The 22447-nt window shown below is 44.0% G+C and carries 26 protein-coding genes and 1 tRNA gene; 23 read left to right on the top strand and 4 right to left on the bottom strand.

Annotated features, from left to right (window positions below; all coding sequences use genetic code 11):
* Window positions 1–79 precede the first annotated feature (79 nt).
* The 4 genes from G563_RS0112440 (at window position 80) to G563_RS0112455 (ending at window position 4275) form a co-directional block, all read left to right on the top strand.
* The gene (locus G563_RS0112440; protein WP_028665600.1) at window positions 80–460 is read left to right on the top strand and encodes a hypothetical protein; all 381 of its coding nucleotides are present in this window, start codon (window positions 80–82) and stop codon (window positions 458–460) included.
* Window positions 461–587: 127 nt separating this feature from the next.
* Window positions 588–2135, top strand: coding sequence for a serine hydrolase (locus G563_RS0112445; protein ID WP_028665601.1), 1548 nt, complete (start codon window positions 588–590; stop codon window positions 2133–2135).
* 288 nt (window positions 2136–2423) lie between these two features.
* Window positions 2424–3395: a Kelch repeat-containing protein gene (locus G563_RS0112450; protein WP_028665602.1), complete on the top strand. Its 972-nt coding sequence runs from the start codon at window positions 2424–2426 to the stop codon at window positions 3393–3395.
* Between the two features lie 37 nt (window positions 3396–3432).
* Window positions 3433–4275: an amidohydrolase family protein gene (locus tag G563_RS0112455; RefSeq protein ID WP_028665603.1), complete on the top strand. Its 843-nt coding sequence runs from the start codon at window positions 3433–3435 to the stop codon at window positions 4273–4275.
* Window positions 4276–4526: 251 nt separating this feature from the next.
* Here G563_RS0112455 and G563_RS0112460 read toward each other — a convergent pair whose 3' ends face one another.
* Window positions 4527–5216 (bottom strand): HAD family hydrolase, encoded by a 690-nt coding sequence (locus G563_RS0112460; protein ID WP_028665604.1) that lies wholly within the window; start codon window positions 5214–5216, stop codon window positions 4527–4529.
* 141 nt (window positions 5217–5357) lie between these two features.
* On the opposite strand from G563_RS0112460, the gene G563_RS38635 reads away from it, so the two are divergent.
* Window positions 5358–6155: a phospholipase D-like domain-containing protein gene (locus G563_RS38635; RefSeq protein WP_051210940.1), complete on the top strand. Its 798-nt coding sequence runs from the start codon at window positions 5358–5360 to the stop codon at window positions 6153–6155.
* The gene (locus G563_RS0112475) at window positions 6152–6358 is read left to right on the top strand and encodes a hypothetical protein (RefSeq protein ID WP_037326736.1); all 207 of its coding nucleotides are present in this window, start codon (window positions 6152–6154) and stop codon (window positions 6356–6358) included. Before G563_RS38635 ends, G563_RS0112475 begins: the two co-directional genes overlap by 4 nt.
* A gap of 4 nt (window positions 6359–6362) precedes the next feature.
* On the opposite strand, the gene G563_RS0112480 is transcribed toward G563_RS0112475, so the two are convergent.
* The 3 genes from G563_RS0112480 to G563_RS0112490 form a co-directional block, all read right to left on the bottom strand.
* Window positions 6363–6842 (bottom strand): DNA N-6-adenine-methyltransferase, encoded by a 480-nt coding sequence (locus tag G563_RS0112480; protein WP_028665606.1) that lies wholly within the window; start codon window positions 6840–6842, stop codon window positions 6363–6365.
* A gap of 140 nt (window positions 6843–6982) precedes the next feature.
* Window positions 6983–9145 carry a carbohydrate binding family 9 domain-containing protein gene (locus G563_RS0112485; protein WP_028665607.1) on the bottom strand — a complete coding sequence of 721 codons (2163 nt, stop codon included), beginning with the start codon at window positions 9143–9145 and terminating at the stop codon, window positions 6983–6985.
* 85 nt (window positions 9146–9230) lie between these two features.
* Window positions 9231–10085 carry a fumarylacetoacetate hydrolase family protein gene (locus G563_RS0112490; RefSeq protein WP_028665608.1) on the bottom strand — a complete coding sequence of 285 codons (855 nt, stop codon included), beginning with the start codon at window positions 10083–10085 and terminating at the stop codon, window positions 9231–9233.
* 283 nt (window positions 10086–10368) lie between these two features.
* Here G563_RS0112490 and G563_RS0112495 point away from each other — a divergent pair.
* From G563_RS0112495 to G563_RS0112580, 17 genes are all read left to right on the top strand, one after another.
* Window positions 10369–10441, top strand: a tRNA-Lys gene (locus G563_RS0112495).
* Window positions 10442–10713: 272 nt separating this feature from the next.
* Window positions 10714–11943: a phage integrase SAM-like domain-containing protein gene (locus G563_RS0112500; protein ID WP_028665609.1), complete on the top strand. Its 1230-nt coding sequence runs from the start codon at window positions 10714–10716 to the stop codon at window positions 11941–11943.
* A gap of 194 nt (window positions 11944–12137) precedes the next feature.
* Window positions 12138–13046 carry an amidoligase family protein gene (locus G563_RS0112505; protein ID WP_028665610.1) on the top strand — a complete coding sequence of 303 codons (909 nt, stop codon included), beginning with the start codon at window positions 12138–12140 and terminating at the stop codon, window positions 13044–13046.
* Window positions 13043–13279: a hypothetical protein gene (locus G563_RS0112510; RefSeq protein WP_028665611.1), complete on the top strand. Its 237-nt coding sequence runs from the start codon at window positions 13043–13045 to the stop codon at window positions 13277–13279. The genes G563_RS0112505 and G563_RS0112510 overlap by 4 nt, the downstream gene beginning before the upstream one ends.
* Window positions 13280–13568: 289 nt before the next feature.
* Window positions 13569–13814, top strand: coding sequence for a type II toxin-antitoxin system HicB family antitoxin (locus G563_RS34590; protein WP_169579749.1), 246 nt, complete (start codon window positions 13569–13571; stop codon window positions 13812–13814).
* A 14-nt stretch (window positions 13815–13828) separates the two neighbouring features.
* Entirely contained in the window at window positions 13829–14065 is a 237-nt protein-coding gene (locus G563_RS0112520; RefSeq protein WP_169579750.1) for a hypothetical protein, read from the top strand.
* Window positions 14066–14280: 215 nt separating this feature from the next.
* Window positions 14281–14805, top strand: coding sequence for a hypothetical protein (locus G563_RS0112525; RefSeq protein WP_028665613.1), 525 nt, complete (start codon window positions 14281–14283; stop codon window positions 14803–14805).
* Entirely contained in the window at window positions 14802–15284 is a 483-nt protein-coding gene (locus tag G563_RS0112530; RefSeq protein ID WP_028665614.1) for a hypothetical protein, read from the top strand. The genes G563_RS0112525 and G563_RS0112530 overlap by 4 nt, the downstream gene beginning before the upstream one ends.
* Before the next feature lie 50 nt (window positions 15285–15334).
* On the top strand, window positions 15335–16582 hold the full coding sequence (locus G563_RS36975; RefSeq protein WP_169579751.1) for a S49 family peptidase: 1248 nt from the start codon (window positions 15335–15337) through the stop codon (window positions 16580–16582).
* A gap of 49 nt (window positions 16583–16631) precedes the next feature.
* Window positions 16632–17603 (top strand): hypothetical protein, encoded by a 972-nt coding sequence (locus G563_RS0112540; protein WP_028665615.1) that lies wholly within the window; start codon window positions 16632–16634, stop codon window positions 17601–17603.
* A 40-nt stretch (window positions 17604–17643) separates the two neighbouring features.
* Window positions 17644–17916 carry a hypothetical protein gene (locus G563_RS0112545; protein ID WP_028665616.1) on the top strand — a complete coding sequence of 91 codons (273 nt, stop codon included), beginning with the start codon at window positions 17644–17646 and terminating at the stop codon, window positions 17914–17916.
* Between the two features lie 58 nt (window positions 17917–17974).
* Window positions 17975–18520, top strand: coding sequence for a hypothetical protein (locus G563_RS0112550; RefSeq protein ID WP_028665617.1), 546 nt, complete (start codon window positions 17975–17977; stop codon window positions 18518–18520).
* A gap of 15 nt (window positions 18521–18535) precedes the next feature.
* Complete coding sequence (locus G563_RS0112555; RefSeq protein ID WP_028665618.1) at window positions 18536–18778, top strand: hypothetical protein; 243 nt, start codon at window positions 18536–18538, stop codon at window positions 18776–18778.
* Between the two features lie 89 nt (window positions 18779–18867).
* The gene (locus tag G563_RS0112560; RefSeq protein ID WP_028665619.1) at window positions 18868–19494 is read left to right on the top strand and encodes a hypothetical protein; all 627 of its coding nucleotides are present in this window, start codon (window positions 18868–18870) and stop codon (window positions 19492–19494) included.
* Window positions 19491–20153 carry a hypothetical protein gene (locus G563_RS0112565; RefSeq protein WP_028665620.1) on the top strand — a complete coding sequence of 221 codons (663 nt, stop codon included), beginning with the start codon at window positions 19491–19493 and terminating at the stop codon, window positions 20151–20153. Before G563_RS0112560 ends, G563_RS0112565 begins: the two co-directional genes overlap by 4 nt.
* Window positions 20154–20268: 115 nt before the next feature.
* On the top strand, window positions 20269–21759 hold the full coding sequence (locus G563_RS0112570; protein WP_157585287.1) for a hypothetical protein: 1491 nt from the start codon (window positions 20269–20271) through the stop codon (window positions 21757–21759).
* 267 nt (window positions 21760–22026) lie between these two features.
* Window positions 22027–22443, top strand: a complete 417-nt coding sequence (locus tag G563_RS0112580; RefSeq protein ID WP_028665623.1) for a hypothetical protein — start codon at window positions 22027–22029, stop codon at window positions 22441–22443.
* The last annotated feature ends 4 nt before the right edge of the window (window positions 22444–22447 follow it).

The raw sequence follows: 22447 nt of genomic DNA on the forward strand, positions 1-22447 counted from the left end.
ATAGTACCTTGTATTGCATAATATCAGTAATTGCCTATATCTTTGTATTGTATAGTAGCAATGTAAAAATTCTATAGTCATGAAAAAGATATTATTTTTTGTTTTGATGGTCGCAGTAGTTGCCTGCGGCGAACGCGAAAAAGCCAGTATGAAATGGCTCAAATACAAGGGCGGACCAATGACTACTATCAAAGAAGGTAGTGATTTTAGTCAAACCGTTATTAGGTTTTCACGCGGAATTGTATTCAATGAAGAAGGGACTGCCATCCAAACCATGCCTCCCCATTCTTATTTGAGTTATGACAAAAACGGGCAGCTACTTATCGTAGAAAGTGATGATAAGGGCAGAATTAGCTACGAATTTTACGAAGAAGATACCCGTTTGCCTTTTGATGAAAAAGGAAAAGCGTTTTTGAAAAATGTTATTCGGGAAATTAGGCGATTGGATAAAAAAATGTAATTATGATTTAAACGCCGTTTCGTGTTTTTGGCTACTTCATGATAGATTTTATCTTTGAAGTAGCCTTTTTTGATTCAAATTAGGTGTAAGTTCGCATTAGATTCAATGACAACTTTCATCAAAAACCATGAAAAAATATACTCTCTTCCTACTTCTTTTATTGTACACTGTAGTGCTACGCGCACAAGTGATTTCCTCGGCCGAAATTGATGCCTTGGTCGAAAAAACCTTGAAAACCTTTGATGTGCCGGGTATTGCCGTAGCAGTAGTCAAAGACGATAAAGTGATTCATGCCAAAGGATACGGCGTGCGGTCGCTCAATACCCAACAAAAAGTCGATGAAAATACTTTGTTCGGAATTGCATCTAATAGCAAAGCATTTACGGCGGCGGCATTGGGGATGTTGATAGACGAAAAAAAGCTCAGCTGGGATACCAAAGTAACCGACGTGATTCCTGAGTTTAAAATGTATAATCCCTACGTGACAGAGGAATTTACGGTAAGAGATTTACTCACTCACCGAAGTGGCTTGGGGTTAGGAGCGGGCGATTTGATGTTTTGGCCCGACCAAAACAACTTTACTTTAAAAGACATCATTCACAATCTACGATACTTGAAACCTGTTTCTGGCTTTCGCACTAAATATGATTATGACAATCTCCTCTACATTGTAGCGGGCGAAGTAGTGACGAGAGTATCGGGAATGAGTTGGGAGGAGTTTATCGAAAGCCGCATTTTGCAACCCCTCAAAATGACCCAAACGGCAGCTTCGTTTAAGCGACTCAAAGACAAATCAAATGTAATAGACCCTCACGCACCAGTGGAGGGAACCCTGAAAGTAATACGTCGAGATTGGAGTGAAGTAGCCAATGCCGCTGGAGGTATCTACAGCAATATCGCCGACATGAGTAAGTGGATTATGATGCAAATGAACGGTGGAAAATACGATGGCAACAAACAACTTTTTAGCAAAGCTGTACACGAGGAAATGTGGACACCGCAGACGATTATCCCCGTCAGAGGAAGTTCTGTTTACAATACCCACTTTGCTAGTTACGGATTGGGATGGTTTTTGAGCGATGTTAAGGGCTATAAGCAAGCTACGCATACGGGAGGCTTGGCGGGGATTGTAACTCAAGTAACGCTCCTGCCCGAACTCAAGCTAGGTATCATTGTCTTTACCAATCAACAATCAGGTGCGGCTTTTACGGCTATCACCAATACCATCAAAGATAGTTACTTGGGAATCAAGGGCATCGACCGTATCAAAGAAAACCACGAGCGCGTTTTGCAAAATGAAGCCGAAGCCAAGAAAATAACCACCGAAATCTGGAAAGACATCGAAACCCAACAAAAAAACAATACGGCCAAAATTGACCCTAATTTGTACGTAGGAAGCTATGAAGATAAGTGGTTTGGGGAAGTGGTGATTTCACTCAAAAATGGCAAAATGTGGTTTGACTCCAAACGTTCTTTCCAATTGACGGGCGAACTTTTTCCGTACAAAGGCAATACCTTTATCGTAAAATGGAACGAACGCAGCATGGATGCCGACGCCTACGTGATGTTTGACCTCGACAACACCGGCAAAGCCTCGGGCATGAAAATGCAGGCGATTTCGCCTTTGACCGATTTTAGTTTTGATTTTCAAGATTTAGAATTCAGTCGTAAGTGATTGATAAAGAAAGGCTTTCTAAGTACAGTGTTAGCTAAGTTTCTTTAAATTTTACCCGCCGATTGGCGCAGATTGAAATCGCAGAGAAACGCAGATTATTGGCTATATGCCCCTTTTTTCGGCGCAAATCTGCGTTTGTATTATTCAGCGCACCTCTGCGAGCAAAAAATAAAACTATTTACTTAACAATGTACTAAGTTTTCGTCCATGCTTTAAACTTAGAAAGTCTGAGGTATTGAGTAAAAATAATCCATGTGCAGGTTTTAACAATAGCTATTTTTATAAACTATGAAACTTACTTTTGCTTTATTTGGAATGAGCTGCATGGTCGTTGCCGTGGCGCAGGCTCAAACCCCTTGGGAGACTGTTCAATCAAGCACAAGCTGTACAGCTAGGCACGAAAATGCCTTCACCAAAGTCGCCGACAAGCTCTATCTCATCGGCGGGCGTGGCACTCGTCCCGTAGATGAGTACAATCCCGAAACCAATACTTGGCGACAAATGACCTCACCTCCGCTCGAAATGCATCATTTTCAGGCCATAGAGTACAAAAATGAAGCGTATGTGATGGGGGCATTTATGGGAAATTACCCCCACGAAACGCCCATTCCTAACATCTATATCTTCAATCCTGTCAAAGATGAATGGCGCAAAGGCCCCCAAATTCCTACCGACCGACTTCGGGGTGCCGCAGGCTCGGTGGTGTATAAAGACAAACTTTATTTGGTGTGTGGAATTCAGGACGGCCATTATGACGGCCATGTGGGATGGCTCGACGAATACAACCCCAAAACCAATACTTGGCGCAAACTTCCCGACGCCCCTCATGTACGCGACCACGTATCGGTGGCAGTGATTGATGATAAACTCTACGTAGCCGGTGGCCGCCGCTCTACAGCACGTATCAACCAAGTTTTGAATCTGACCGAACCTGCCGTGGATGTCTTTGATTTTAAAACCAATACATGGACAACCCTCCCCGAAAGCCTCAACTTGCCCACGCAACGGGCCGGAAACTCCGCCGTGCCTTTTGGGTACAAATTGCTTATTTTGGGGGGCGAAAGTGCTAGTCAAGTAGAAGCCCATGCCGAAGTAGAAGCCTTGGACACCAAGACCATGAAATGGGAGAAATTCCCTAACCTCAACAAAGGTCGTCACGGAACGGGCGCTACTATTTACAAAAAGAAAGTATATGTAGCAGCAGGGTCGGGCAATAGAGGCGGCGGACCTGAGCTTACTTCATTGGAGGTATTGAAATAAAAAAACTCATACAAAATCACCAACAATAGACAATAGAATGGTAATTGATTCGCATCAACATTTTTGGATTTATGATGCCGAGCGCGACGCTTGGATTAACGAACAGATGACGCGCATTCGGCAAAACTTTTTGCCCGAAGACCTCCAACAAGTATTAGCAGCCAGCGGCGTAGACGGATGTATTGCGGTACAAGCCGACCAATCGGAGGCCGAAACTTTATTTTTGTTGGCGCTCGCCGAAAAACATTCCAGCTTTGTAAAAGGGGTAGTAGGTTGGGTCGATTTGCGTGCCGACAACCTTTATGATAAGCTGGACTATTATTCACAATATGAATTATTGAAAGGATTTCGGCACGTGGCACAAGCCGAACCCGATGATTTTTTGGCTCGCCCCGAAGTCATCAAAGGCATTCGCCAACTAGCGGCTTTTGATTTCTCATACGACATCTTGATCTATCCGACCCAGCTCAAGGCAGCGGTGCAATTGGTTCGCGAAGCACCCGACGTTTCCTTTGTAGTAGATCACCTTGCCAAGCCTTATATCAAAGACCAAAAAATCAATACTTGGTCCAACTACATGCGTGAACTCGCATCGCACCCGCACGTGAGTTGTAAAGTATCGGGCATGGTCACAGAAGCCGATTGGAAAAACTGGACCAAAAAAGATTTTTATCCTTACTTAGATGTTGTTTTTGAAGCATTTGGAGTAGATAGGCTCCTTTTTGGGTCAGATTGGCCCGTATGTTTAGTAGCGGCTGAGTATGAGCAGGTCATTGGCTTAGTACGCGACTATATGGCGCATGTGGGCTTTTCAAGTGCCGACCAAGCCAAAGTATTGGGTGAAAATGCGGTGCGTTTTTATCGCATCGAAAATGAGTAACTGCTGATAGTAGACTTTCCAAGTTTCGGTTTCGGAGATTTCTAAACTTGGAAAGTCTATTTTTTGTAGAAACGAGTAAACCCTGTTACCAGACTTTCCAAGTTTCGGTTTCAGAGATTTCTAAACTTGGAAAGTCTATTTTTGTATAGAAACGAGTAAACCCTGTTACCAGACTTTTGTTACCAGACTTTCCAAGTTTTGGTTTCAGAGATTTCTAAACTTGGAAAGTCACGACCAAGGGCTTGTTACTTTTAGGTCAATAAATTGAGAATCTCTCGCAACGAAGAAAAACTCTGAAAATGAGGATGCTCAATTGTATGTTCGATATGCTCATAAGCCCAAGTCGTATGGTATGGAATATGAAACCCATGTCCACCTATTGCTAACACCGGAAGTACATCAGATTTTAGAGAATTGCCAATCATCAAAAACTCCTCAGGCGCAATATCCAAGTGTTTGAGGAGTTTTTGGTAATCACTTTCTCGTTTGTCGCTCATGATTTCGATGTGATGAAAATAGTGCGCCAAGCCCGATTTCATCAATTTTCTTTCTTGGTCGAGCAAGTCACCTTTGGTAGCCACTACAAGGCGATAGCGACCATGAAGTGTTTGTAATACTTCTTCTACACCATCCAAAAGTTCAATAGGTTTTTGGAGCATTTCTTTGCCAAGTGCAATGATTTTTTCGATTACCTCAAGGCTGATGGTCTTTTCTGATACCTCCAGCGAGGTTTCTATCATGCTCAAAATAAAGCTTTTAACTCCATAGCCATAAAGCGGTAGATTCTGGATTTGGGTTTTAAATAGTTCCTGCGATACGGTATGATGTGGCAGATAATCTTCCAAAAGAGCGCACAATTTGCGTTCGGTTTCTTGAAAAAAAGGTTCATTGACCCAAAGGGTATCGTCGGCGTCGAAAGCGATGACTTGGATAGGATTCATACGAAAATGGTCGATTTGGTTTCAAAACTGCGTTTTTTAACGCAAAAAGAAAACCAACATCTCAACAATTTATCAGTCTCTCTTTGTCTCAAAGAAGGGTTTTTGGTTACATTTGGGGTTAAATTTTATAAATTATTTTAGATGAAAATTATAAAAACACCTTGGAAAAACGATTTTCTCAAGCTGGTGGCAGAATCCAGTGTTTCTGTCAAAATCACCTCACCTTTTGTGAAAGCAAATATTTGTAATGATCTCTTATCTGTAAAGAAACCTTCAACCCGAATAGAGCTTATCACTTCACTAAAACTTTCCAATGTTCATGCAGGAGCGGTAGATTTATTAGGACTAGAAAAGATCATCAAAGCTGAGGGAATTGTAAAAAATTATAAAAAACTACATTCTAAAATATACCTATTTGACGAAGAAAAAGTGATTGTTACATCTGGAAATTTAACCAATGGTGGTCTTCTCAATAATTTTGAATATGGATTGTATTCAGAAGATAAAGACTTAGTAGCTCAAGTAGTAGAGGATTTTAATAAACTTTCAAAAGATAAACAGACAAGTCAAATTAAACAAGGAGATATAAACACTGCAAAAAAAATACTGGAAAATATTCCCAAATCTCAAGCATTGCCTTTTCCTAATTTGCCCTTAGAATCTCCTGATAATCAGGAAGAAGAGGTTGTAAACTTATCGGCAGAAGCCATACTTGCTTCTTTAAATGGCTGGAAAAAGGAGGTGTTTATATGCGTCAATTCAATCCCTAATCAACATTTTACACTTCAAGAAGCATATAAGTTTCAGGAATATTTTTCGAATGTATATCCTGAAAATACTAGAATAAAAGACAAAATACGACAATTATTACAACAACTTCGAAACATTGGCCTTCTTGAGTTTTTGGGTAATGGAAATTATAAAAAACTATGGAAATGAAAAGTTACATATTTCTTTCTCCAGAAGGGCGAACTTTCTCCCCAAATGGCTCGGAAGTCGAAAATTTACAAGTGATTGGGATAATACGTGGCGTACGCCATGAAGACGAAGCATTGCTACAGCTCCTTCAAGAAAATCCGTGGATTTTTGATGCAGAGTTCAATATTGCCGACTTTATTTGTTATGAATTAGCAACAACTTAACGATTTATTTTAACGGCAAAAATCTCCCGGCTATTCCGCTATTTTTTAATGCTTGAGCGTTTGTTTGTCCATAAGCTACAAATACGCTAGGTGCTCCAGAAGTTCCCCCTTGTATTCCTGAAACATGATAAAATCGAATCCTTCCTTTGACAAAGAGTAGAGCGTCTGCGGCATTCCAGATGTGGTCAAAAAAACATTTTGTTTCGGTGCGAGCAAAAATAAGTGCTATACCGTTTCCATGAAACTTTAGTTTCTCAATCCATAGCTCCATTCCTTTGCCATAAGGCGGATTGAGGTAAACCCTACCGAACCAATCTTGAGATAAATCATCTTCATCTACCGTAAAATTTTGTTTGGCATGATAAAAAGGGGCATCTAATGGACAGCATGGGTCTAAATCGAAATATCCAAGTTTCTTTACCAATTCTGGTGGTGTGAGCCAATCTACTTTTGTATTAGTGCTACGTTCGAAGGAGGTATTCATAGAATCATATTTGTCGCAAAGATTAGATCAAAAACCTTACATAACAAATATAATACGATCATTTTCAGATCTTTATGGGTTTTCTTGTTGTTATACCTGCCGTTTTTTTACCCCATACTTCCTTCCATACCTATGACTTATTACACATTCCACCAATACGTCAGTTTTAGCACGATAGCGCGGTTTTTGACGCGGAGGTTTTCGGGAAGGTAGTTGTCGGTATAAACAATAAACAAATCGGAGGCAGGTTGGTAGCGCCATTGCAAACGCGTATTGAGGTTTACGTTGTCGGCTTGATTGTTGTATTGCAAAAAAGTCGTCCAAAACAGATTGTTGCGGAATGTAACATCGATACGTGGCCCTACGAGAAGCAATTCGACGGGTTTTTGGAGATAAGGCACTTTGATAATGTTGTAATCGACCGAAAACTTCGTAGCAACGTATGGCTGAAAACGATACCCCAACGTAGTGCGGAGATTGAGACGCGTACCATTGGCATAAACCCCGCCGTAGCGTGTACTAAAAGCGTAGGTAAATTTGGTACGTGGACTAGAAGTAAAATCCGTTCCCCACGATTTCCAGTAGTGATTAGAGCCAGCAGGGAGCCGTTCGCGGCCTGTATTGGTAGGGTCGAAGGGCGCGAGTAGCTGCACATAGTTGGTGGCAGCCCAAATCATACCAATGGCGCGATTGCGAAAATTGAAGTTATAAGCCAAAAAAGTCTCGTTGTCGGTCAGGTGATTTGACTTGTTCCAAAACAAAGTCGTTTGCAACAAAGGCCCGTGACTGATGAGGGTTTTGGAATTGACAAAAAACAAATAACCTACATTAGGCATCGCCATTTGGTAGCCTCTACGGGCGGCGTTGGGTACGTAGCCCACTTCTGCGTTGTAGTTTTCGCCCACGATTTCGTGGCGCCATTGCCAAAACACATTGGCTTTGTTGAAATTGAGGCTAGTTGCCACCGCAAAATCATTGCCCGTAAGATGTGGACTAAATGATTTTAGCACCGATGCTTTACCAGTCCATACGTTGTTGGCCGAAGCCAAATTGTATTCCATACCGATGTTGCGATTGTACTGCGAAAACGACTTATGAATCTGTTCGTCGTAGCCTAACGATTCTTTGTTGACCATCAGCAGTCCTACGTTGGAGCGCGCAAAAACCTTGCGTTGGAGCGCCACTACCGCGAAGTTTTGGGCGGGCAAGTCACCTTGTTTGCGCGTTTGGGTGTCGAGCACCCCAATACGCCAATTTTTGTCAAGCTTGCCACTCATTCGCACTCCAAAGTCAATCGGTACGCCCAAACCAATGCGACGCGAGAAAAAAGGCCGTAAAGAAGCAAAACCAAAACTCGCGAACAAATCGGCATTTTCGAGAAAAAATTGACGACGTTCGGGAAAAAACAGCTCAAAGCGGTCGAGATTGGTTTGTTGTACATCCACTTCTACCTGCGAAAAATCAGGATTGACCGTAAGATCAAGATTCAACGAAGAATTGAGGGCGATTTTGGCATCTCCGCCGATATTGGGTCGCCAGTCGGCAGGATTATCCGTAATGTGGTTTTTAGAAACACTGCTCGATACATACGGAATCAGGGAAATGTTTTTGCCAGCAGGAGGGAGGGGTTTGTCCCAGACGAGCACCCCCGCATAGCCCAAATTGGCCGATTGAAATTGACGCGGCACGGGCGCCCATGCCGATTTTTCGTTGATAGTAAGGTCTAGGCGACTAAAATTAATGCCCCAGCGGGTATTTTCGGGGCGATACCGAATGGTTTTGAACGGAATAGACGCCTCCCATACCCAGCGGTCCTCGTAGTTTTTGGTGACACAATGCCACTTATTATCCCAATTAAGATTGATAAAAGTACCGTCGGCTTCTTGCCCGTCCCAATAAGCCCCCGCTGCACTCGCCCCAAAAGAAAAGCCATTGGTCAAATCCTCGAAAGTATCGAGCACCACAAAAAAGTTGTCGTTGGCTCCAAAGTTAAAATCACGTTTGAGCGATTCCACCACAAACGACCCTTTGACGGGCTTGTAGTTGATGGCTAGGATATAGAGGTGATTTTTGTCATAAGCTAGTTTTACCTCGGTTTTGGCGCGCGATTGACTCGTATCCATCGGCGTTATCATGAAAAAGTCTTTGGCAGTTTGGGTATGTTGCCAAGCTTCGTCATCCTCAATACCGTCGATTTTGAGGGGAGAGTTCAGTTCTTTGATGTGGTATTGGAAAGCTTCGTTTTTCTTTTGGGCAAAAGTTGCCGTAAATACAAACAACAACAGCGGCAAAAAACGGTACATTTTCTGAGTTTTGGGAGAAAGGTGAGAGATAAAGAAGGGCGGTATGTAGATACATCCGCCCCTTGCATTAAAAAGAATTCGGAGGTTATTGATACGCCACTGCTACTTGACGTTGGGTGCCGAGGTTTTCGATGCCAAGTTCGACTACATCGCCAGGATTGAGATAACGAGGAGGTTTGAAGCCCAAGCCCACCCCAAAAGGCGTACCTGTAGAAATGACATCGCCCGGAAGGAGCGTCATAAATTGGCTCAAGTAGCTGACCAAGGTTGGGATTTTAAACACCATGTCGTCGGTATTAGAATCTTGGAGCATTTCATCGTTGACTTTGAGCCACAAGCGGAGGCTATGTGGGTCGGCGATTTCGTCTTTGGTAGCCATAAAAGGCCCAAGCGGAGCAAAAGTATCGTTGCTTTTGCCTTTGACCCACTGACCGCTACGCTCCAACTGAAAAGCACGCTCAGAGTAGTCGTTGTGCAATACATAGCCCGCTACGTAGTCCATAGCTTCTGCTTCTTCTACATAGCTCGCTTTTTTTCCGATGACAAAGGCCAATTCCACTTCCCAGTCAGTTTTGACGGAATTGCGCGGAATGATGACATTATCGTAAGGTCCACACAAGGCGGAAGTAGATTTAAAGAAAACGACCGGCTCTTTAGGTACATCCATACCCGACTCGGCGGCGTGTTTGGCGTAGTTGAGTCCGATACACACGATTTTGGAAGGACGCGCAATGCACGAACCTACGCGGACGCTATCCGATACTTCGGGACAACTATCGGCTTTGACTTGGAGCCATTGTGCTAGGCGATTAAGGCCGTCGGTTGCAAAAAAAGCTTCGTTAAAGTCTTCTCCAAAGGCAGAAACGTCAATTTTACGACCATTGGGAAGAATCACTCCTGGTTTTTCTTGTTCAAAAGTACCAAAGCGAAAAAGTTTCATTGGAATTATAAGGGTGTTTAAACAACTCGCCGAAGCGATGTATCAGTGAATGAATGAGGATTTACAATTTCTATGTCAAAAGAAGTAGTTTAATTTGAAAATCTAACACAAATGTGGTTTGAAATATAAAAATAAAAAAAAGTTTAAGTGTTAAGTGCTTGATAATGGGCTGGTTTGAAAAAATGTTATAATTTTTTTTGGGATAGGGCTTGCGTCGTATTCTCAAACCTACTACTTTTGCACCACAATTAACGGGAACACAGACCGAAAATTGAAAAAACGGGATTCCGTAGCTCAGTTGGTAGAGCAATACACTTTTAATGTATGGGTCCTGGGTTCGAGTCCCAGCGGGATCACAAAGCTTCAAAAAAGCCCTGATAATGACAAACCTGCCACAAAATGGCAGGTTTTTTTGCTTCATACCCAATCGTTTAGCTCCTTACATGCTCCTCACTTTCAGATGTCCATTGATTCGGGCGTATAGCTGGAGGCACGCCCTCAGCTCGCGGGCGCATACCGTTTGATAAAAAGACATTTTTTGTACCCCTTTAGATTATGCCAAATAAGCGGATTTTAGTTGGTTAGCGCCCCCAATTTTAAACCGTTGAATAATTTATGAAAAAAAAGAATGGAACTCCTGTTTTACAGGCACGCTACAAAGGGGCAGCGCAAAAAAGGCAACTGCACTATTTATCATCGTATCACTATCAATGGCGTAAGAGCGGAGCTTTATAGCACGCACCTCGACGGAAAAGCCTCAGATTTTGATGTGGAGCGACAGCGCTTCAAGTCTTCTGACCCTAACTACCTCTACAAAAATGGTAGGCTCAATGAAATAGAAGGTGACCTCTTAGATATCTACACTACGCTGAGTCGCCGAAAAAAGCCTTTTACACCTCATCAAATTAAGGAACTCTACATGACGGGTGAGATGGAGCTACGTTTCATGGATATTTTTGACAAGTGGCTTAAGGCACTTCGTGACATGGGTGCACCGAAAGAACAAACGGTGAGTAGGTATGAGGATATCAGGGATAATGTACTGAAGTTTTTGATATCGAAACAAAAACAAACGGATCTACTTGAGAATTTTGACCTAGATATGCTACACCAGTATCGCAACTGGCTCAAGAAGCAAGCTTTTGCGGATTCGACAATCAGAAAACATCAGTCGGTTGTGAAGCAAATGGTGACATGGGCAAAACGAGAAAAATACCTGGCTCAAAATCCGTTTGACGGCTATCGTATCAAACACGAAAAACTGAAGCCTCATATATATCTGAGCGTGAGCCAATATGAGTTGCTTCGAACGCACCAGTTTTCGACCGAAAGGCTTCAGCGTGTAGCTGATGTATTTGTGATTTATTGTCGTACGGGGTTTCACTGGCAAGATTTGAAAGACATGGCGGCAGCGGGTGAAACGGTAATCTATCAAGTGGCCGGGTATGATTTTATCAACTGGACTCGCATAAAAACAAAGGAGGTGGCCAAGGTACCTGCCATGAGTTGGCCAGAGGTAAACGAAATCGTAAGGAAATACGGGGGCTGGGAAAAACTGCCTATTCTTTCTAACCAAAAAATGAATGATTACCTGAAGCTGGTGGCTGCAGAGCTAAACGTAGTGATTCAGAAAATGACGCTTGGCGAGCGGAGAGAACGAAACTTACAACCTGTCCATCCAGAGCTGACCGTTAAGGCTGGGCGTAAGACGCTGGCTGATTGGCTGCTTAATGAGCTATGTTGGAGCAGGGAGGCTGTTAAGGTAGTCCTGGGCTTGAAAAGCGACCGAAGCCTAGATTCTTATGTGCGAGAGGATGAACGGCGAGTAGTACAGGAGCTGCGCCGAAATAGTGCCTAAGTTTAAGAAAAGCTCACACCAATAATGAGAAAAAGTATTCCGAAAGTTAAGATATACATCCTTCATAAATGCCTGAAAATCATCGATAAAATTATCTGAAAATATATAAAAATACTTGCCGAAAGACTTGCTTGTCGAGACAACAAGTGCGTTGTTTGTCCTATCAAATAAACGCATAACGCACAGATAATCAAATGAATACGCAAGCAATTTTAAACGAAAATCTATCAAAAACAGAAAAAATAAGACGCTTATTAGAGCTAGGATTGACCCGCAGAGAGGTGGCTGATTTGACAGGTGGTAATTACGGATTTGTTCAGAACGTTTTTGCAAAATACTGGCCTGAAAGAGTAAACTCAAAGGAATTTAGATTGATGCCCTTCACTCGTAAATTTGGGGTAGAAATTGAAGGATACGGAGTGGCCATGAGTGTTTTAGCCGAGGCGCTTCAAAACGCAGGAATCAGATGCTACGCTGAAGGCTATAACCACTACACAAAAAGCTACTGGAAAATAATAACCGACGCCAGCCTCAGCGGACAAAATACTTTTGAAGTCGTAAGCCCGATTTTGGAAGGCCAAGCAGGGTTAGACGAACTTAAAAAGGTATGCGAGGTACTAGAAGCACTCAACGTAAAAATCAATAAAAGCTGCGGGATGCACATTCATTTTGACGCGGCAAACATCGGACTCCAACAAACCAAAAATATACTTTTGAATTATTCAAAATTGGAGGAGGCCATCGATAGTTTTATGCCACAGAGCCGACGCGGAAATTCAAACACCTACTGCAAAAGCCTAAGAGGGTATGAGGCACGGGTTGAAAATGCAACCAGCATCGAAAATATAGCAGAGCAATTTTCGCAACGCTATTTTAAAGTCAACATGCAGGCATACGAAAGACACAAAACGATTGAATTTAGACAGCATTCAGGGACGGTTGAATTCAGTAAAATTTCGAACTGGGTGATTTTTCTTCATAATTTGGTCGAATATTCAAAAACAAAAAAGGTTGAAAATGGTACCTTTGAAACGCTGAAAAAATTTAATCAAAACGAGGTATATAATTATTTAATAACACGCCAAAATCAATTAGCGGCATGATATATAAAGACCACAACGGGGAGGCCATACAAGGAGCCTCCCCTGAAGAATTGATAATGAACCTAAAAAATGGCTCACGCTTCGGGAGCGAGCAGGAGCTTCAGGAATATATGGACGAAATGGCAGAGCGCGTGAAAGAATATCGCGGCTTGTCGGCAGCTCCCCGAACCGATAGTTGTGAGAATTTTATGAACGACCTCGAAGCTTGCGGCTATTGGAGGCGCGTTTTGTAAAGATAAGTGTACATGCGTTTAAAATTCAGAATCCCCCAGCCGCTTGGTTGGGGGATTTTTTTTGGTATTTGTAGTTATTTAGACCGTTTGTAAACTTTAACTTGACAGGTATTGCGATTTTGTCTATTTTGGCATTATTAAGCAATCCTAAAACAACTATTAAACAATCAACCAACTATTCTAATTATTATGGACCTATCATCACTGGCACAATTTTGGTGTTACAATTACAAATAAGATACTGTACGTAGAAAATTGTAACAAAATTCTCCATAAACCTTATTTCACTATGACAATGAAGCAAACAATCAGCCTGACCGCCGTACTGATTAGAGATCCAAACGATGGCGGATTTACTTCTTATATTGCTGAACTGCCAGAGGTAGTTGCCGAAGGTAATACTGACGAAGAGTCCGTAGAAAACCTAATGAGCGCACTTAAAACCATGCTCATGTTTAAACGTGATGAAGCTAGTCAAGAAGAGCATGCGGGAGACATATTTTCAACAAAACCCCTAGAGCTTGAATTTGTATGAACCGGGATGAGTTTATGGTACACCTCATACAGCAAGGCTGTGTGGTTGTAAGAGAAGACAGCAAAGGTTATTCTGTCGTTCGAAATTTAATTAACTTTAAAATGTCAGGTGTGCCAGTAAACAATCCCTTGCGCGCCGCAACTGTGTGTAGGATATGTAAGAATCTTGAAATATCCTTACCTGAAGGTGACGGTTTAGTTGAAGCTAATGCCGTAATTGAGGAAGCGCACAAATATCATAATCCCCATTAATATTTTGTAAAGGCCCTCTAAAGAAGAGGGCTTTTTTTATAACTTTGGTCTAGGATTTTTTCTATTTCAATCTACTTCTTTAAGGTCAAATTATAACTTTTAGGGTAAATATAATGAATCGCTATTATATTGCATCAAATAAAAAAGCGCACTTGAGGTGCGCTTGCGTAGGAGGGAAAAGCTTGTGAGAGAGCTTTCCAAAATTACGCATTTCTATGACCTTTACCAAAGAAAAACCTTGGCCAAAAGTGTCGGTTTGGCTACAACTTGAACCCGCCACCAACAAGTACCTCAAGCATTATTATAAAGATGGCTATGAGGCCAACAACGAGACGCTCCTAGGCAGCCTCGTCAACTTATCGCTTCAGAAAAAAGCTTCCACTTCTTCCGCTTCCAAGTATGCGCACCTGACTGATCGCTACCGCTGTGTGGTAGGCTCATGGGTGGCGTTTCGGGTTGGTACCGAGATTTCGCTTGAGCAAAACTTCCACATCAATCGACTCATCTTGCGCATGATGTACGCAGAACTGATGATGTACATCCTGTACCATCATTTCATTTCGGGAAAAAGCGATATCCAACCCTGCATCGATGAGTTTAGGGAGCGCTATGACATCTACGAAAAAGAATTCCCTGACGAAAGAATCCGAAAAATGTACTATCGTATCCGACGGACTCACGGCTCTGACCCTTCATTTTACATGAAATTTTTGCCAGCGAAACTATTAATGAAACCATGACCAATCTATTGTTGAGTGGGGATCCTTGTGAGCGGCCTGTGGGCGGCATTCCGTATATTGAAATAGTACCCTCGGTGGCCATTGCATCGATGGCCATCCCTTCTGGGCTGAGGTTTCAGGGGCCATTGACGCTAAAGCCCAGCTGGGCATGGCTCCGGGTAGAGTTTTCGGAGGAAACGGCATTCTATTCCGAAAAAGACGTGAACAATCAGCACGGGACGGTCTACGAAATCAAAACGGGTGGATTCTATCCACGTGACAGTCGGGCAGTCGTCGAACAGCTCGAAAAAATGAAAAACTACTACTGGGTAGCCCGCGTAAAAGATATGGACGATAAGTGGCGATTAGTAGGCAGCGACCGCCAAACCCTCAAGTTTAGCTCACGTAGCTACGAAATCACCACCTTGCAGCAGCGCCGGGGTTTTCTGCTGGAAATGAGCGGGATATTTACGCGGCCAGCACTTTTCGATGAACGCTAATTGTCCTATTAAGCTTGAAAAAAGGGGAATAATGTTGCAATATGAAAGAATTGCAGCAGACCGTATTAGCCCTTTCTTCGGGTCAGTGGTGGATTTCACCCAGCTGGGCTTTGGCCAATGCCTACGAAATGGCCAAGGTGTTGTCGCTGGAGGAATCAGAAGATAAGCAGAAAACCAAGCAGGTAGCCACGGCGGCTTATTCGGCTAGTGCGGGCGTAAGCAGCCTTTCGGATGCACCAGCGGGCAGCGTAGCCGTGATGGCCATTCGCGGGCCCATTGTAAAGTACTCCAACTGGTATGGGATTGGTTCGAAAGACTACGTTTCGACCCTTAACAGCATCTACGGAGATAAGCGTTTTCTCGGCGCCATCCTGATCGTCGACTCTCCGGGCGGCATGGTTTCGGGTACGAGAGAGCTGTTTCAGACCGTGGCCAACCCGGTCAAACCAATCATTTCGCTTGTCGACAATCTCGCTGCGAGTGCAGCCTACTACGGCATCGTAGGCTCAGATGCTATCTACGCTACGCAGCCCAACGACATCATCGGCAGCATCGGGACCTATAGTGTTCTGGCCGATTATAAAGCTTACTTCGAAAAACAGGGCCTCCCTATCTACGAGGTCTATGCCGCGCAAAGCACCGAAAAAAACCTTGAGGTGCGGGAGCTATTTGCCAATAAGGACGAGAAACTGCTGAAGGCGGAGCTCACCGAATACAATCAGTTTTTCATCGACGACGTGAAAGCTTCACGTGGCAGCAAGCTCAACCCCAAAGCAGGTGACCCCTTCAAGGGTGCTACCTACTTGAGCGAGGAAGCTCAAAAGTTGGGTCTTATCGATGGCATCTCCAATATCTCCTCCGCAATGGAGGAAATCACCGACCGATCTTTAACTAAAAAACGTAAATCAACTACAATGAGTCTAATCAAGGACCTTAAGTCACTTCTGGGCAAGCACGGCGAGGAAGAGACTTCTGAAGACACTACCGCACAGCTCACCAAGGAGCGTGACGATGCTCAAGCCCAAGTAACTGCGCTTACCAAGGAGCGTGACGAGGCCAAAGCCCAAGTAACTGCACTCACCAAAGAGCGTGACGAGGCCAAAGCCCAAGTAACTACACTCACCAAAGAGCGTGACGAGGCCAAAGCCGAAGTAACGCGCCTCGGCCAACAGCCAGGCGATAAGCCTACCCCAAAAGCGACTGAGGAGCAAGTAGAAAAAACAGGCTCTGCCAAAACGCCTCAGCAGATCATGGACTCTCTGCCTCACAACCAAGAAGCCGATAAGCTATTTGGGTAGTACCCACTGTAAGTACCCACATTACCCACCTTAATTTTCAAAACGATAAATGAATATCCAAGACATTATCACCGAGTTTGGGGCGTACTACCTCAATCAAGGACAAAACTTGACGCGGATTCATCAAAAGTTACGTCGTCAGCTCGTAACGCCTAAGATGTTTACGCCCGTGTATACCGATGATACGATTTGGCGGGCTAGTGAAGCACGCCACAGCCGAATCGTGCAGCCGTTTCAGAAGGCTTTCACGCCGACCGGAACCACGACTTTTGTGCCGGTAGAAATCCGTCAGTTTCAAATGAAAGCCGACCTTTCTGAAACGCCTGATGACCTCGAAGCATCATGGTTTGGGTTTATGGCCGATGAGAACGTGAAACGTAGCGAATGGCCGTTTATCCGTTGGTGGATTGAGACCCAAATCATTCCTCAAATCGCCCAGGACATCGAGCTTAACGAGATTGGCCGTGGGGTGTACACAGCGCCTACTGCCAATACGCCAGGCGCGGCCGGGACTTCGATGGACGGCCTCCAAAAAATAATCGCCGACCACATCACTTCAGGCCGTATTACGCCAATCACCCTTGGTGCGATTCCGGCCGATGACGAGGATTACGTGGACTATCTTGAACAGTTCCACGCCGGGATTGAACAAGCCTACCGCAATATCCCAATGACAATCTATCAGAGCGAGGATCTTGTACTGAAGTTCAAGAGAGGCTACAACAAGAAGTACGGGAAGGACACCAATACGGAGGACAACGCCAATGGCGTGACCAAAGTGAAGTTCACCAATCTTACTTTGGCGGGTATCCCGTCGATGAACCTGAAAGCGAACGGTACGGCTTGTAGCCGGATTTTTGCGACACCAAAAGAAAACGCAATCTTACTTCAGAAGAAAACCAACAACATGACCAAGTTTGATATCCAGCCTTTCGACCGTCAGGTGAAGCTGCTTACCGACTGGTGGATGGGGGCAGGGTTTATCATCCCAGAAATTGTGTTTACCAACGATCAAACCTAAAGGATGGGCCTAGTGCCCATCCCTAAACTATACCATAAGCATGGAAAACAACCAAAATCCCCCAGCACCCACCGAGCGCGAAAAGGAATTGCTAGGGGTGATCGACGAGCTTCAAAAAAAACTCGATGAAAAACCGGAAGCGTCCATCAGCTCTGGGCTGCCTAAAGTGACCCATAAAGGCAAAACCTATGAGGTTACTTGTAAGAAATTTATCTTCGAAAGAAAAGAATACACGATTGAGGCATTGAAAGACGCCAAACTTTTGGCTAAACTAATCGAAGCTCAGGTCGGCTTTTTGCGCGAAGTAAAGTAATTTTTTTCACCAAGGCTACGGGAGCCTGTACGCTACGTAGGCTTAAATTTTAGAAAAAATGTGTGAAGTAATTGATATCGTCGAAAACAATGACCCTTGTAACCCCAACGCTGGAGGTAACGAGGATGAGTTATACTACGCCCTGCTTTCGGATTTTGTGAGCGTACCTGAAGCACCTGTGAGTGAAACGGTACTGCGCGATAAATTCTTGATTGATACGGTACCCGTCTTCAAGGCTGGAAAATGCTGGAAAAAAATCCAAGCAAAAGCCAACACGGTGAAAAGTAACTATGAGCCGGCCGGCAACAGTGGTGCGAAAATGGCACGTTTGGAGTTTGCCGTACCAGGGAATAATTTACAGTCCATTTCTCTGTTCAATATCTCAGACGGCAACACGCCTTACGTTTTCCTCAGCAAACCGAACTCAACCCCTGCGGGCGAGTATGAGATCATCGGTGGGTTCAAGCATAAGGCAACGATGACCGCCACCAAGGCTGGTGGTGAGGTAACGGGTGAGGGTGCCATGTATAATTTTACGGTCAGCGCCGCCCAAAAATTTGAGGTACATTATACTGGTACCGTACAGTTGACACCACAAGCCTAAACCTCTTTTTTAGTCATGGCAAAAAAAGCAAATCAAGAAGCAGAGGAATCGCCTGAAGTATTAAATACTACTGACGTGGCAGCTCCAGACGAAAAAGCGGCGACCTACCAAGTGATCGGACTGGTGCCTAACAAGGATGGTAGTATGCCGATTCACCACCGAGGTCGATATTTCGCCAATGTGGGGAAAGCATCTCAAGCGGATTTAGAATGGCTCTTCTCCACAAAATGTCCTTTTGTGAAAAAAGTAGAGAACTAGGAAGGATGGTAAAAAGGAAAAAGTCGGTCATTGGCCGACTTTTTTTCATTAGATAAAACCCAGAAAACGTATAACAAAATAAATTATTTATGCGCGCTGTGTCCTATGAAGAAAGAGCCAAAATCCTCGCTACCCTTGAAGAATGGAAGCAACACCAAGATTATAGCGAAGGTGTGAAACACTACCAAAAGTGGATTGGCGAAAACGGCACCTATTGGGTGCTTTTGCTCGGCAGTAGTAGCTACAACCAGGAGAAGCTTTTGGCCAGTCTCACGCAGCTCGAAGAGGAGCTTCGTGAGCAGCACATTGAAGCCAACAACAATGAGCCCGAACAGGTGAAAGAATGGCGACGTGCCACCAAAAGCCTGATGAACGAACGAGCTGCTCTGAAAGCCCAGCTGAGGGTAGTAGATAAGGAGGAGCGAAAAACCAAGGCTTTCCAGATTTTGGAGATTTCTGATACGCTTGATGATCTCTTTGGGCGGATTGATCTCTATGAGCAGCAAGGTCACCTATATCAACCGATACCGGTCGTAGAAAGTCCATTGCGTCGATTTCTCAACCTTCGAAGCTACATTTCGCGTACCAAAAAGCAATTGATTGCCGCCATATTGCCCGACGATATCGCCAAACTACAGAAGAAATTAGAAAAATATGAACTGGAGCTGACCGCTCTGGCCGAAACCGCAGAAGTGAAAGATTACTTACATCAATGAAAAAAGAGAAAGCCGTCGCAAAGTCAAAAAAAAGCTTAGATGAACGTTTTCAGGACGATTTTGATGCTATCTACCGGCATTATACTAACCCTAACTCGAAGCTAAGTGAAAAACAACAAGAGCAGCTACAACGTTGGACGTGGTGCCGCGAATGGTACATCACTTATGAGCCGTTCACAAATCGCGAGCTCGTCAATGTAATGATGCAACAATTTGAGATCAGCGAGAAACAAGCCTACATCGATGTCTACAACACCATGAAGTTCTTTGCGAGCATGGAGAAAGTCAATAAGGAGGCTGAGAAGGTCATGATGGTGCATCGTCTAAAAAAAAGAAGGCACAAGCTCGATGCCATTGTAGACACTGAACCCAAAGCAGCTGGAGAAGCCACGAAAGCAGACAAGCTACTTGCTGAAGTGCTCGGCTTTATGGAGCCAGACAACTTGATCCCAGCGCCAGTCATCATTGAGATCAATCCTGTGTTTGATCCCACACTGCTAGGGTTTGAACCTATCCAAAACCTTGAGCTGAAGCTGAAAAAATACCGTGAACGTAAGAAAAATGAATCGCAGGCAATCGATGTAACCTACGATGAATTAATGGAAAACCCCAATGCAATACCAATCCTCCCCCAACGGACAGAAAGTACATTACAATAGACCACAGCTCGTCGGTATGCTGATTGATGCCAACGAAGAAACGAATCTCTGGGGTCGAGCGACTGGAAAATCAGAAGGGCGATTATCCGTACGCACGCTCAAGTGTGTTCAGGAAATGCCACGCTCGACCGGTGTCAACGTAGCGAAAACCTATCTCCAAATCCTCGACCGAACTTTGCCGCCAATCCTCAAACATTGGCAGGATTTGGGAATGCGTCGTGACGTTGACTTTTGGGTGCGCAAATTTCCAGACAAGCGTTATGCGATGGAATTACCTTACTTTTCGCCCGAAACAGCAGAGCATAGCGTATTTGTACGTGCCAATGCCAAGCAAGTGGCCGCGATGCGATTGGTAAGCCAGGACCGGCCCGGTAGTTCCAATGGTCTCTCAATTGATTGGATCGTCGGTGATGAGGTTCGGTTCCTTAACAAACAACGCTATGACGATGAGCTTTTACCAGCCAACCGTGGAAACGAGCGGTATTTTTCGGGTAGTTACTTACATCATTCGGTCTGCTTGTGTAGTGACATGCCCAATACGCCAAGTGGCAAATGGCTATTTGAGCGTGAGAAAACAATGGATAAGGAGGCAGTAGCCTTGGTGAAAGCTATCTTGGTGGAGCTGCATCGCCTCAACCCCAAGCATATCCCCATGGAGCAGTTGGCCATTGGCCGACGTCGTAAGGTTATGCGCTACATGAAAGAACTGTTCCTGCTCAGAAAGGATCTATCCTACTACTCCGAAGCCGACACGCTCGAAAACATTGATGTGTTACGTGAGTCATTCTTCGACCGGCAGCGTAAGCAATTACCAAGCTATGAGTACAATAGAGCGATTCTTAATAAGCGCCCCATTGGTGGCCAACAGTCTTTTTATGGGTTGCTGGGTGATAGGCATAAGTACAATGCAATCGATTATAGTGTAGTAGATGCCTTACCTGAAACTGATTATGGAAAAGGTCTGCTGAACAATTGTAAGAAAGACCTCGACCTTAATCGCATGATAGCCCTGCACGCTGCTCCTGACTTTGGGGGTAGCTTCAACTGTATTGTAACTGCTCAACCTGATGGAGCATGCTGTCGCTTTCTTAAGAATGTGTATGTGAAGAATCCACAACGTGTCAAGGATCTAGCAGGCTTATTCAATGACTACTATCGCTATTACTATAAGAAGAAACTTATCTTCTACTTCGACCACACTCACATCCAGTCTAACTCAGTCTCAGATAAGAACCCCAAGGATGAGTTAGTCGACGAACTCCGAGACCTTGGATGGGACGTTGATGAAAGATACATAGGCTTCACACCTAGCTCTTATACTCGTAATATGTTATGGGGTATAGGCTTCGAAGGCAATGATCCTCAAGTAATGTACCCTCTCTTCAACGAAGATAACTGTGCAGAGCTGCTTGGTTCCATGAGTGAAACAGACATTAAATTGGGAGGCAAGGATCCATACGCCAAAGACAAATACCTTGAGCGTGACAAGAACGCTGACCAGGTCGATGCCCCTCACCTCTCTGATGCAGCCGACATCGTATACTTTGGGATGCACCGCGAGCGAGAGAGCGAAGGCTTCACAATCCCTGAGACTTACATCATTTAATCATATATCGCCCGACCGGCAGCGTTGCAATTGCAACACGGGACAGGGGCCCGATGGCTGACGCCCGACAGTGCGGGTTATATTTTTTTCAGGGAAAACGCCAAATGCCTGTTTGTGAAATAGATAGAAGAAAAAAAAATACAATTCGGTGTTCAAATAGCCATTTTTTAGGCTAAAAGTCACGATGTTAAAGCGCAATCAGGGTTCTTTTGACCTAAAAAAACATCAAAAACACCCCTAAAATCAGCATTTAAGCGTCAACTCGTTATGATTGTATATAAAGGATCAGCTTCAGAGACTTTCCAAATTAAAAAACACAAGAAATCTCGGTATGGATTTCAGGCGTTGTTTTTTGCTTCTCATCTTTTTTTAGCGCGGCTCTATGCAACTAGCGATGCGGAGGATGAATTTATGGAAAACGGGGGTTTTGTGCATGAATTTGAAATTGAAGACTGTGAGCATACCATCAACTTTCGTGGCCAGTCAACTTATAATAGTGCATTTCGGAAAATGGTGTATGACTTGCAGCAAAAGGGATACAAATCTGTGAGGATTAAGGGTGTTGTGGATTATCCCTCAAAAAAGTACGCTATTCTCAACTCCTCTGATGTGATTATTGTCTTCGATTTTTCGGTAATAAAAAGTTGGAAGCTGATTGAAAGAAATGTCAAGGTGAGAAAGTAACTGT

Origin of the sequence: Runella zeae DSM 19591, assembly GCF_000423565.1 — a bacterium.
GTDB lineage: Bacteria > Bacteroidota > Bacteroidia > Cytophagales > Spirosomataceae > Runella > Runella zeae.